General features: G+C 43.6%; 8 protein-coding genes. 6 read left to right on the forward strand and 2 right to left on the reverse strand.

Annotated elements, in window-relative coordinates; all coding sequences use genetic code 11:
• Positions 1-1112 precede the first annotated feature (1112 nt).
• Positions 1113-1586: a ribonuclease H-like YkuK family protein gene (locus QM629_RS03100; RefSeq protein ID WP_415157081.1), complete on the forward strand. Its 474-nt coding sequence runs from the start codon at positions 1113-1115 to the stop codon at positions 1584-1586.
• Positions 1587-2078: 492 nt separating this feature from the next.
• Here QM629_RS03100 and QM629_RS03105 read toward each other — a convergent pair whose 3' ends face one another.
• The gene (locus QM629_RS03105; RefSeq protein WP_415157083.1) at positions 2079-3533 is read right to left on the reverse strand and encodes an Ig-like domain-containing protein; all 1455 of its coding nucleotides are present in this window, start codon (positions 3531-3533) and stop codon (positions 2079-2081) included.
• A gap of 183 nt (positions 3534-3716) precedes the next feature.
• Here QM629_RS03105 and QM629_RS03110 point away from each other — a divergent pair, with 183 nt between their 5' ends.
• Positions 3717-6941 (forward strand): UvrD-helicase domain-containing protein, encoded by a 3225-nt coding sequence (locus QM629_RS03110; RefSeq protein WP_415157085.1) that lies wholly within the window; start codon positions 3717-3719, stop codon positions 6939-6941.
• A gap of 91 nt (positions 6942-7032) precedes the next feature.
• Here QM629_RS03110 and QM629_RS03115 read toward each other — a convergent pair whose 3' ends face one another.
• On the reverse strand, positions 7033-8310 hold the full coding sequence (locus QM629_RS03115) for a replication-associated recombination protein A (RefSeq protein ID WP_415157087.1): 1278 nt from the start codon (positions 8308-8310) through the stop codon (positions 7033-7035).
• A gap of 297 nt (positions 8311-8607) precedes the next feature.
• On the opposite strand from QM629_RS03115, the gene QM629_RS03120 reads away from it, so the two are divergent.
• The 4 genes from QM629_RS03120 to QM629_RS03135 all read left to right on the forward strand — a co-directional run bounded on the left by QM629_RS03120 (position 8608) and on the right by QM629_RS03135 (position 12719).
• Entirely contained in the window at positions 8608-9489 is an 882-nt protein-coding gene (locus QM629_RS03120) for an EboA domain-containing protein (RefSeq protein ID WP_415157089.1), read from the forward strand.
• A gap of 9 nt (positions 9490-9498) precedes the next feature.
• Positions 9499-10482: a TatD family hydrolase gene (locus QM629_RS03125; RefSeq protein WP_415157091.1), complete on the forward strand. Its 984-nt coding sequence runs from the start codon at positions 9499-9501 to the stop codon at positions 10480-10482.
• 10 nt (positions 10483-10492) lie between these two features.
• Positions 10493-11386, forward strand: coding sequence for a UbiA-like protein EboC (gene eboC / locus QM629_RS03130; protein WP_415157093.1), 894 nt, complete (start codon positions 10493-10495; stop codon positions 11384-11386).
• A 112-nt stretch (positions 11387-11498) separates the two neighbouring features.
• Positions 11499-12719, forward strand: a complete 1221-nt coding sequence (locus QM629_RS03135; RefSeq protein WP_415157095.1) for a 3-dehydroquinate synthase — start codon at positions 11499-11501, stop codon at positions 12717-12719.
• Positions 12720-12950 lie beyond the last annotated feature (231 nt).

Here is a 12950-nt window from a genome sequence, read left to right on the forward strand (position 1 = left end):
AAACGGCGGCAGCTATCTTCATCGGCATACCTGCTGAAAAATTCTGACATATTCATAGCTAATTATTTTAGACAAAAATACTAATATAATTAGCTATTTCCAAATTACGGATAGTCATTAAAAGTTTTTTTATTTGAAATGAACCGGGGCTTAAAATTCATCTTCAGTAATCCGGCTGTTTCAGTTATACCCGGGCAAACCATGCGGCAATTTTATGCAGCATACATGCCTGCCGCTGTGCAAAACGCCTCTGAAAAAAGCCTGTTCTCTTTGTAAATTTACCGGATATGGATACTTTTTTTTTACGAACTTCACAATTGAATGCCAGCCTGCATTTCAGCAGTTTTTACGTACCCCTGCAGCAACAAGGAAACCCAATTGCAAATCATCTTCTGCTTTGCATTATTGTTCAGCCATTAACACAGTGCAAAAAATTGCCCCATTATAATTGGTACGTATAATATTTCAACCCCTTGGCTCTTTATTATCAGCATAATTTAACGTGAGTTCGGGATAAGTTGCAGGTTGCCCGTCATTTCGATCCCGAAAGCATTCGGGAGAGAAATCTCTCGAAATGCAGCCAGCAAAAAAATCATGAGACCTCCCCTGTCGTCGAGGTGACGACTCAACTTCATAACAAAGCTCAACAACATAATATCCAATCAGAATTTCAATTTCTTATCCCGAGCTCACGTTATAGTAAACACCGGATAAATTTGTGCATGATTAATTTTGAATTTGCTTTATCAGATTGTAACATTAGTTTTTGTACTTAAACGTCATTTCCCCGCCGCGGCGGGGAAATCTGACCTTAAATTTTAAATTAGTTAATAATTATCAGCAGCGTTTGCAATGCTGCGGCAGGTGCCCGGTTTATGCCGGGCATAACGTGTAAATGGTTATGCTTTATGCATGCTTTGTTTTAATGTCAAGTCTGCAATAAGCTCGGGTGGCTTATACTTCAGCCAATCAACAATTGCACATTTTTATCCCGTGAGGAGTATAATTTACAGGAAGGCATGCACTTCTGTCTGCCTATTTTTCCACGTATGTTCATAATCTTATAACAGCATATATAATTTTCTGTTTGTACATTGGGAAAAACATATTTTATGCGATGGAGAAGATTTAACGGAGAAACCATTCACATGCCCATTAAATCGGCTGTGGAAGAAGCTATTAAACGCGAGCACGACAAAGGCGTGCATCTAAAAGTTTGCATTGGCACCGACAGCCAGGTAAAAGGCAGCGAAACCGAGTTTGCAACGGTAATTGTTTTTTTGCGTGAGCATAGCGGCGGCTTTATGTTTATTCATAATGAAAAAACAAAGCAGCGCTATAACATTAAAGAACGCATGCTGGTTGAAGTGGCCAAAAGCATTGAAGTGGCTTATGAGCTTTGCAACCTTTTTATTCAGTACGATGTGGATATGGAAGTGCATGCCGACATAAATACCAACCCGCATTTTAAAAGCAATGACGCCCTGCGTGAAGCCATGGGCTACATTATGGGCATGGGCTTTGCCTTTAAGGCCAAGCCGGAAGCCTTTGCCAGCAGCTGCTGCGCAGATAAAGCCTGTAACTGATTGTGCTTTTGTGCAGGAATGCACTGGAATAAACTATTTGTTGTCTCCGGATATTCCCCGGGGCTAATAATTCTTACGCTGCCAACTTTCCTGAATCCATACCGATCTTATCGGCTTATTGTTTATCAATTTCCTGTTCTTTAATCAGGCTTGATAAAAATAAAATACCCTGTTCTGTTAAGATTATTTTTGCGAAGTGCAGGCTAAATAACCAATATTCAATACGCAATAATCCCCGCCTGCCGGATGGGCAGGAATGCTCAATATGCCCCCCAAATGATTATTGAATATTCAATGTCGTTTAGTTACGCTTGTTTGACCTCACCCTAAATCCCTGTCTGCCGCCAGGCAGGCCTCTCCAAAGGGGAGGGACTTTACAAACGTTCCTTAAGTAAATGACACTGATTGAATATTGAGTATTGAAGGTTGAATATTTTAAATCCCAAATAGTGTTAGATATTGAGTGTAATAACCAAATTATTTTTTGAAATATTATAAGTTTATTTCACCCTCATTATCCCAATTCTTCTTCACCGTGAATTTGCGCGGCAGGCGTATTACAATTTCGGGTTGCCGTTTCAGATCAAAGCTTCCCGCTGTCCAGGTGAGGTTTTTATCTTCATCATACAAAATACGCAGCTCGTAATCGCCGGGCTTATACAGCTTTCTGTAAAACTCTATTCCCGTTAATGCAGCAGAATCTATCACCTTATCGTTTTGTATAAATTGCACTACGGGGTTAAGGCTGAGGTCAATGGTCGGGAAACGCAACCGCACACTGCCATACTCACTTTCATTAGCCGTTTGAAATTTAAGGGTATCTGTTTTGGCAAGCATTTTACCACTGCTGTCCACAAATGCATCCTGCTGGATAATAAGCCTGAAGTATTCACCTTCCTTCCAGGGATGTTGAAGCGTGAATTTTTGAAAAGAAGTATCGGCCACAATTTTATAATTGCTTACAGGCTTAAAATTACTGTCGGTAAGGCTTATTTTAGAAGAATCAAATGTTGCCAGTTTCTCCGGGAAGCTTATATCAAGATTGCTCAGCAGATCCTGGTGCCCGTTGTCCAATGCCATGGTATATTTAATCACCTTGGGCGTATCGTTATCATTGCCGGGCTTTTTTTTCGAAGGCTGGCCTGATGGTTGCTGCGGCTTGCCCCCTCCGCCCTTGGAACCGCCGTTTTCTTTGCTGGCTTTATATTCATTATAAGCATACAGCGTAACAGGTTCTGTTGAAGAAACGCTGTCAATGGCAACAGGCTCTTCGAGAAAAGCAAACATCTTGGTGCTGTCATCGTAGCGCTTTGTATAATCATTCGGCAAAACATATACGGCATATTTGCCGTAGGCCACATACTGAAATTTAAAGCGCCCCAAACTGTCGAGCGTTGCATAATAATCCGGCCTGAGCTTTTTAACAGCCGAATCATTCAGGTTGCTGTGCAGCACCACAATAAGCGTTGAATCTGTTTTTCCGTTTTCAGCCAGTTGCACTTTACCGCTTAGCCTTCCGTTTACAATATGATCGCCCGTGGAAAAAACATACAGGAAATTTTTAGCAATATTGCCCTCATTATTATCCTTTAACGCCTTGCCGAAATTGATGGAATAAGTGGTATTTGGCCGGAGCGAATCTTTCAGCCGTATGTTTATATCTTTTAAATGGGCTGTTATAATTGGCGTTATTTCGGGGTTTGGAGAAACAACCAGGCTTGTTTGTACCGCCTGGTTATCTAACTGAATATATTCATCAAAGGTGAGCGTTATTTTATTTGCTTTGAAATTAAGCGTTGAATCCTTTGGTATGGCCAAAACCAATACCGGCGGTAAAGAATCCTTCGGGCCGCCGGTGGGCGGAATAATGTTGGCGCAGGATGTCTGAACCTGGATTTCAATGATTGAAAGGATGATAAGGATACAAAAAGAATAATATTTCTTCAAGCGATTTTTCTTTAAAGTTCAAACATAATAGCTTTATTTGATTTCACTTCCTAATGATCCGATAAATTGTCTGAACCCGGATTAATGGGATTTAGGGATTAGCCGGATTGTAATGTTGCTTTCATTGTAATCCTGCAAATCTTATAATCCATAAAATCCCGGTTCAGGTTATTTTTACATTTCATGCAAAAACCACTTAAAATATTACAGGCCTCTGCCGGATCAGGCAAAACCTTCAGCCTGGCCGCACATTATCTCAGCTTATTGTTCAGCGGGGAAAACAAATACCGGGAAATACTGGCAGTAACCTTTACCAACAAAGCCACGGAAGAAATGAAGGCCCGCATATTGGATGTGCTGAGAGGTTTGGCAGAGGGCGATGAAAATGTTGATGCTTATCGAAACAGCATTTTAAAAACACATCCGCAACTGGCAGGCAAAGCATTAAAAGAACAAGCAGATAAAATATATAGAAAGATATTGCACGATTACAGCCGTTTCGCAGTAAGCACCATTGACGGCTTTGTGCAGAAAGTAATTCGCGGCTTTGCATTTGAACTGGGCTTAAGCGCCGACTATGCACTGGAGATGAATTATGATAAGGTGAAAGATGAACTGGTGCAAAAAATGGACACCTCACTGGACAATAACAGGCAACTGCTGGAATGGATAATTGCACTGGCTTTGGAACGCATCGGCGATAATAAGAACTGGGATTATAAATCTGAGCTTGGCAACCTTATCAGCGAGATATTCAAGGAAAGCTTTGATGTGTTTGAAAAAGCTATTGCCGCCATTGGCGCCGGGAATATTGACGCGCTTTTTAAACAGTATAACAAGGCAACCAAACAGGAAATTGACGCTTACGAAAAAGAGCTGGCTGAATACGGAAAGCAGGCCGCAGCTGTTTTTGAGCGATACAATTTAGACAAATCGCATTTTGTAAATGGCAGCAAAAACTGGTTATGGAAGCTGCAGGCATTCATTCATAACGACGCGGAAAAATTTCCTAAAATATTTACCCTGGTTGATAACCCTGGCGCCTGGTTTAAACCAGGCAAAGGCGATGATGCCTTGTACCATGAGCTTAACGCGCTGCTGAAACAAATACAAGCATTTTACGGGGAAAGAGTTGGCGCATACCAACTGGCCATTGCTTTTAAAAAGAATTTATATTATTTAAGGCTGATGCAGGAGGTGGTAACATTATTGTCTGCTTACAGGAATGAGCACGATAACCTGCTCATCAGCGATGCACAAAAACTCATCACCGGCATCACAGGCGATGCAGGCGATAACCCTTCCTTCATCTGGGAAAAAGTGGGCGCCCGCTACCGCAATTTTTTGTTTGATGAATTTCAGGATACTTCCGTAAACCAGTGGAAAAGTTTCAGGGCATTGCTGGCCAATACGCTGGCCGCTGCCGAAGGAAAATATATTGACAACCTCATTGTAGGCGATACCAAGCAAAGCATTTACCGCTGGCGCAACGGCGACTGGAACATACTGCACCGGCAGGCAAAAAACGAGATAGGCGAACATTATGTGCTGGAAGAAAGCCTTGCAGAAAATTACCGGAGCACCGCCAATATTATTGATTTCAATAACCGCTTATATCAACTGCTGCCGGCCCTGATGCAATCATACCTGAATAATGCCGTACAGGAACAACCGCCTGCCATACATGAATGGTGGAACAGCAATGGCTTTAACCAGGTGATCACATCGGTGTATGCCGGTGCAGCGCAGGCCAGATCGCCCTTTACAAAACCCGGCGGCACCATAAAGGTTAAGCGGCTCAGCAAAGCGGAGAATGAAACGGCGCGTTATACAGAAACGGCGTTTCGCGGACAGGCATTGAATGATGCCATTCATGAAATTAAAGCGCTGATACATGAAAAGAATTATGCCCGCAGAGACATAGCTATTCTCGTGCGCTCCAACTTTGAAGCAACTGCCTGCGTTGAAAAGCTGATGGAACAGGGCATACCGGTCATCAGTGGCGATGCATTGCTCATCGGCAATAACCTGGCAGTTGATCTTATCATCAACACTTTAAAAGTGATCACCGGCATTGATGAACAAACGGCACTATACAAAGCCAATTGCATTGCCCTGTACCATGCCGTGCATAAAAAACAGGCAGCGCCCAGCCTGTATTGCGACCTGGATGAAAAATCATTATCCCAACTGGATTATGTATTGCCGGCTTCTTTATGCGCTCACTGGCAGCAATGGCTGCAACTGCCGCTGGCGGAGCTGGTTGAAAATTTAATTACCGGCTATCAGCTTGACCATCTTCAGCAACACATTCCATATTTGCTGTCCTTTCGCGATTTAATTGGCAATGCCACAAAGCCGGGAGAGAAAGGCATCGGCGCTTTTCTGGAGTGGTGGGAAGAAGAAGGCTGTGCAGCATCTCTGCCTTCACCCGAGAGCGCAGACGCCGTGCAGGTTATTACGGTACATAAATCAAAAGGGCTGGCATTCAGGGCCGTGTTTGTGCCGTTCTGCATCTGGGACAATGAAACAAAGGCCAATACGGTATTCTGGGTTCCGGCGCAGGATACCCTGTACCATGAACTGGGCAATATACCATTACGGTTCGGCAAAGCGCTTGCCCGCACTTCGGTTGCCAAAGCCTATTTTAAAGAAGTGCTGTACAGCAATATGGACAGCCTGAACATGCTGTATGTGGCCACCACCCGCGCCAAAGATTTTTTATACCTCGCCACCATGTTTAAAAAAGAGGCGGATAAATTAACCACCATCGGCGACGTGGTTAATGCAGCCATGCAACAGTTTAACCCGGCGTTTGCAACAGATAATTTGTATGAAAAAGCGGAAGATATATTGATCGCCTCCAGGCCGGCAGAGCGTTCGTGCATTACGCTGAAGAATTATCCAACCTCGCAAAGGCTTTCTGATTTATATGCAGCCACAGAAGACAGGCACACTGTTCATTTGCTGAACATGGAAAAATCGGGCCGGAAAGGCTCGCTGGCGCATGAGGTGCTGGCCAACGCATCCAACGAAGAGGAAACAGATAATTATATAGAGAAGCTGCTGGAAGAAGGTGTGATACAGGAAGAAGAACGGGCGCCTTTAAAACAATCGGTAACAGATGTACTACAGCATCCTGAACTGAGCAAACTGTTGCACCAGCCGGGCCACAGCATTATAGAAAGAAATATCATTGATGTAAATGGCCGCACACAACGCCCCGACAGGATATTGATAAAAGATGACAGCGTGCTGCTGCTGGATTACAAGTTCACGCTTGAACAAAGCGATAAGCATGTGGAACAGATTTTAAAATACAAAGAATTACTAAAGCAAATGGGTTATGCCAATGTGCAATCTTATTTGTTTTATGCAGTGAGAAAGGAGCTGAAGATGGTGGGGTAAATAAAAAAGGGCTACTTTTTTGCAGAGCAGCCCTTTTCATATAAAGCAATACATTAGAGGTCTTAAGCTGCTATAAAAGTAGGGATTAATATTAATACGCATATTTATCCTTCCATTTGCTTTTTAAAAATTTTCTTATCTCCTCTTCCCTTGTGTTCTTGGCGGGATTAAAAAACCTGGTTCCCGCAATTTCTTTGGGCAAATATTCCTGTTCTTCAAAATTACCTTCGTAAGAATGGCTGTATTTATACCCCTTCCCATAATTCAGGTCTTTCATTAAACCTGTTGGCGCATTGCGTATATGCAAAGGCACAGAAAGATCGCCATATTGTTTTACTGCGGCTGTCGCTGCGCCGATAGCTGTTGTTGCCGAATTGCTTTTGGGAGAGGAAGCCAGGTAAATGGCACATTGCGATAAGATGAGTTGCGATTCGGGCCAGCCGATTTTATTTACCGCATCAAAAGTGGCATTCGCCAGCAGTAATGCGTTGGGATTGGCATTGCCCACATCTTCGCTGGCAAGTATCAGTAACCGCCTTGCAATAAATTTTACATCTTCCCCGCCTTCTATCATTCGCGCCAGCCAATATACGGCAGCATTGGGATCGCTGCCGCGAATGCTTTTTATAAAGGCGGAAATAATATCGTAATGCTGTTCGCCCTGCTTATCATATAAGGCAATGCGCTTCTGGGCAACGTTCATTACCAACTCGTCGGTAATAACGACCTCACCCCCCGCCCTCTCCAAAGGAGAGGGAGCTTTGGCCGTCACCACCAGTTCAAACAGGTTCAATAATTTTCTTGCATCGCCGCCGCTTATATTTATCAGCGCCGATGTTTCTTTTAAATCAATCTTATACTTCTTTAATACTTCATCTTTTTCCATGGCGTTATGCAAAAGAGGAACAAGATCACTTTCATCAAGGGGTTTTAAAACATATACCTGGCAACGGCTTAACAAAGCCGATATAACTTCAAAGGAAGGGTTTTCTGTGGTAGCGCCAATCAGGGTAATAATGCCTTTTTCAACAGCGCCCAGCAATGCATCCTGCTGGCTTTTATTGAAGCGGTGAATTTCATCAATAAATAAAACAGCATTTGTTTCCTGCCTGGCCTTTTCAATTACTTCCCGCACATCTTTCACGCCGCTGCTGATGGCGCTTAACTGGTGAAAGGGAAGGTTTAACGTATGTGCAATAATATTGGCAATGGTTGTTTTGCCGCTGCCGGGCGGCCCCCAGAATATCATGGACGGAATATTGTTGTTTTCGATAGCTGTGCGTAAAATACTGCCCTTGCCCGCAAGGTGCTGCTGCCCTGCAAGGTCTTCCAGTTTTATTGGCCGCATTCTTTCAGATAAAGGAGCCATAACAGTTTACGATTTTGGATGTACGATTTTGCGAAGTACGCAATTAGTTATAATCGGGCTATCATAAATTTTGCCGGGGAAACCTGCCCCGGGCATTGGCAGCGCATCCGGGGTTTAAAAAATATGGGCTATTTAATATTTTAACGGGAATACAAGAAAGCCGGTGCAGTGATTAATAAACTTTTTTGCGAGTTTCGTACCCGTCTTTTAAATATTAATACCGGGCTTGCAGAAAATCGGATACTGTATGGAAGGTGCTTATTAAAATACTTTCTATTCTTTTAAAAGCGAAGCATTATGAGCGGAGATATCTTTGAAGCAATAATTAAAAAAAACATAACCGGTGAAGCATGGGCCTGGCTGACGGAAAAATCATCGCTTCTTAGTAAAGACGCAAACGCCGTTCAATTAAATACCGCGTTTACGCTATTGCCAAGAAAAACAGGCAAAAAGATTATTCAGATAACAGAAGAACAGGATAAAAATATTAAGAAATATTGTCCGGGCTTTTTACTGCGGGATTGGACGGCTGACAGGTTAAGCCGCGTGTATTTACTGACGAAATTAAATAGCCGCAGCAAAGAAAATTTCCTAAGAATAATGCAGGAGCTATTTAAAGCGGCGGAGATGAATGAACTGGTAGCTTTATATTCCTCGCTTGCATTTCTTGCTTATCCTGAGGCGTGGAGGTTTCAGTGCACGGAGGGCATTCGCAGCAACATAGCTACTGTGCTGGAGGCAATCATGTATGAAAATCCATATCCCGCAACATATCTTGACGAACCGGCATGGAACCAAATGGTTTTAAAAGCCTTCTTTACCGGCAAAGATGTGGATCGCATAACCGGGCTTGAGGAAAGGTCTAATAAAACCCTGGCAAATATTCTTATTGATTATGCGCATGAACGATGGGCCGCCCACAGGCGCGTTGATCCCCGCCTCTGGCAGCTTATAGGAAAATTTATTGATGCGCATAATTTTCCTGATGTACAAAGGTTATTCAGCGAAGGCGCATTAACTGAAAAAAAAGCAGCGGCGCTTGCCTGCTTTGAATCAAATTATGCGCCGGCCAAAAATTTACTGGGTAATACAGCCGGGCTTCATCATGCTATCCTGCAAAAAACGCTTACATGGAAAAGCCTGTCTGAAGAAGCAAAAAATTTTTATTCAAACCAATAAATAAATTGTATGAATCATGATCCACTGCAGCGGCAAAAAGAAGTTGCTGAAGCATTTAGCACGGCTGATCTTCAAAACATAAAAGGAATGCAGTTTTTCGATCCGCATGTGCACATGACTTCAAGAACCACTGATGATTACCAGGCGATGGCCGATTCAGGTATTGTGGGTTTAATTGAACCGGCATTCTGGCTTGGCCAGCCGAGAACAGGCGTTGATACGTTTCGCGATTATTACAGCAGCCTTATTGGCTGGGAGCGTTTTCGCTCATCGCAGTTCGGCATCAAACATTATTGCACCATTGGTTTGAATTCACGCGAGGCAAACAACGAAAAGCTCGCAGAACAGGTGATGGAAATTTTACCATTATTTATCTATAAGGAAGGCGTGGTTGGAGTGGGAGAAATAGGCTTTGACGACCAAACTCCTGCTGAAGAAAAATATTACCGCCTTCAGCTTGAGCTGGCCAAAGAAGCAGGGTTACCGGTTCAGATACATACGCCGCACCGCGATAAAAAAAGAGGCACACAGCGCAGCATGGATATTGCGATGGAGCACCAGCTCGATCCGCAGATGGTGATTATTGACCACAACAACGAAGAAACAGTTCAGGAAGTTTTGGCAAGAGGATTCTGGGCAGCTTTTACCATCTATCCTTTTACAAAAATGGGCAATGAACGCATGGTTGATATAGTAAAACAATATGGCCCGGAAAGGATAATGATCAACTCGGCTGCAGACTGGGGCATCAGCGATCCGCTTGCCGTTCCCAAAACCGCTTCACTGATGAAACTGCGCGGCATCAGCGACGAAGATATTTATATGACAACTTACCGTAACGCTGTTACCGCATTTAGCCAAAGCGGTCAAATTGACGAGGCAGACTTTGTATTAGCGAAAGAAGTAGATCAAAGTAAAAAATTTGCAGGCAATACCATTCTTCGCGGCGGCCAGCAACCAAGGGTAGATAAATCATCCATCATTATCAGTTAAAAGCGACCAATTGAAAAAGACAAAAGCATTCCTGCAATTAATGCGGCCGGCAAATATCATAACTGCTGTGTCGGATGTGCTGGCGGGCGCAGCTATCTCGGGCGTTTTATTTTATCCATCGCCTGGCACAAATGAATGGCAGCACATTATTTTACTGTGCATCTCCACCATAGGCTTATATGGAGGCGGCATCGTTTTAAATGATGTATTTGATGCGGAGCTTGATAAAGCAGAACGCCCGGAAAGGGCTATCCCGCAGGGATATGTACAGATAAATGAAGCAGCCGCGTTGGGAATTATTTTATTATTCATTGGCATTACAGCAGCATTTTTCTGCAGCATATATTCCGGCATCATCGCATGTTCTATTGCTATAGCTGCGGTGCTTTATGATAAATGGGGCAAACATAATCCGGTAACAGGCCCGGTTAATATGGGATTATGCAGGGGGCTGAACCTCCTGCTGGGCATAAGTATCGTTACTTCCCAATTAATACAATGGTGGGCGCTTGCTTTTATACCTATGGTATATATTGCCTCAATAACAATGATCAGCCGCGGGGACGTGCACGGGGGAAACAAAAACTTATTATACGCTGCTTCCCTTCTTTATATATTGGTAACCGGTTCCATTCTTTATTTTGCAATAGCCAACAAAACTGGAATTTATCTTACTGCAATTTTCCTGCTGTTATTTGCCTGGACAATTTTTGCCCCGCTGGTTAAAGCAATACAACAGCCTGCAGGAAAAAATATTGGCAGAGCCGTTAAAGCCGGGGTGATAGGATTGATCCTCATGAATGCTTCCTGGGCATCAGCCTTTAACGCCACGTATTTTGCAATAATTATCGCGCTGCTGCTACCCATTTCCATAGGCCTGGGAAAAGTGTTTGCGGTAACCTGATCTGTGAGCCGGGCTTTTATTCCCGAAAACATATAAATGAATAGGTTGTTTCTGTTACATTGCGCTGCACTATTTTATTTTTGAACCACATTAAATCAACCGGCCGGTATTCATGAAAAAAGCACAAGCAAATTACCTTAAGCAATCGTTCAGCGTTTCTTTTGAGTATAAGGTATTTTTTACGTCTTCGCTGTTTAGGCCTTCCAATAATTTGTTTGGCAAATTCATACAAGATAACAGGGAAGGCGCGGCGCAGAAAATTCTTTTTGTTATTGACGATAAGGTTGTTGCAAATCATCCGCAACTGTTAGCACAGATAGCAGGCTATTTTAAAGAACATAATGCTATTCAGCTCATCAATGATATGCTGATCATTCCGGGAGGTGAGCAATCGAAGAATGACAGGCAATCGTTTGATCGCATTGTTAACGCTGTAAACCTGCACGGCATAGACCGTCACTCTTATCTTGCCGCCATTGGCGGCGGCGCTGTGCTTGACGTGGCAGGCTATGCCGCTGCTGTTGCTCATCGCGGCATAAGGCACATCCGTATTCCCACAACCGTATTGTCTCAAAACGATTCCGGCATCGGTGTAAAAAACGGCATTAATTATTTTGGCAAGAAAAATTTTCTGGGAACATTCGTTCCGCCCGTTGCCGTTTTTAATGATGATGTTTTTCTGGCCACTTTATCTGACCGTGACTGGCGGGCAGGCATTGCGGAAGCCATTAAGGTCGCCCTTATAAAAGATGCTGGTTTCTTCGGGTGGATTGAAGAGAACAGCTATCCGCTTGCCCATAGAAATATGGAAGCCATGAACCATCTTATCAGGCGATGCGCCGAACTTCACCTGGAGCATATTGCCGGTGGCGATCCTTTTGAAAAAGGTTCTTCCCGCCCGCTCGATTTCGGGCATTGGAGCGCCCATAAAACAGAACAGTTATCCGGTTTCAGCATATTGCACGGCGAAGCAGTTGCCATGGGCATTGCACTGGACACCATGTATGCTGCATTGTCTGGCCGCCTCGGTTTAGAAAAAGCAAAGCGGGTCATCCAGGTCTTGCTGCATTTAGGTTTTGAGATCACGCATCCGGTGATGGATATTGAGAAAGCGGATAGCCCTGTTTTGCAGGGGCTGAATGAATTTCGCGAGCACCTTGGAGGGCAGTTAACGATCATGCTTTTAAAAGACATCGGAACGGGGGAAGAAGTGCATGAGATAGATACAGGCCTGTTAATACAGGCAGGAGAAGAACTGAAGCGGCTTGAACAGAAAGCCTTCCCGGAAAAAACATTGCAAAGACATGATCAGCAACCGGCTTTTTATGTGTAAAACGGTTAGGAGACCTGATTAAGTTTTTAATTTTTTTGCTGAATTATGCGCTGCAAGGTGTAAAAAAGTGATTTTGTGTTGTTCGGTTTTAGCTCCCCTCTCCTTTGGAGAACTTGCCCCGACCATTCGGGAGGGGTTGGGGGTGAGGTCTGACAAGGAAATATTATTCACTAATTTATCCCTTGCGCACTATACATGCACGCAGTATTATAAGAGCACAGGGCGAACAAT

The organism is Parafilimonas sp. (genome assembly GCF_047606085.1).
Taxonomy (GTDB): Bacteria; Bacteroidota; Bacteroidia; order Chitinophagales; family Chitinophagaceae; genus Parafilimonas.

Excerpts from the sequence above, each read along its gene's own strand:
- QM629_RS03110 (WP_415157085.1), top strand. The coding sequence starts at position 3,717 with ATGCAAAAACCACTTAAAATATTACAGGCCTCTGCCGGATCAGGCAAA.
- QM629_RS03120 (WP_415157089.1), top strand. The coding sequence starts at position 8,608 with ATGAGCGGAGATATCTTTGAAGCAATAATTAAAAAAAACATAACCGGT.
- QM629_RS03115 (WP_415157087.1), bottom strand. The coding sequence starts at position 8,310 with ATGGCTCCTTTATCTGAAAGAATGCGGCCAATAAAACTGGAAGACCTT.
- QM629_RS03125 (WP_415157091.1), top strand. The coding sequence starts at position 9,499 with ATGAATCATGATCCACTGCAGCGGCAAAAAGAAGTTGCTGAAGCATTT.
- QM629_RS03135 (WP_415157095.1), top strand. The coding sequence starts at position 11,499 with ATGAAAAAAGCACAAGCAAATTACCTTAAGCAATCGTTCAGCGTTTCT.
- QM629_RS03100 (WP_415157081.1), top strand. The coding sequence starts at position 1,113 with ATGCGATGGAGAAGATTTAACGGAGAAACCATTCACATGCCCATTAAA.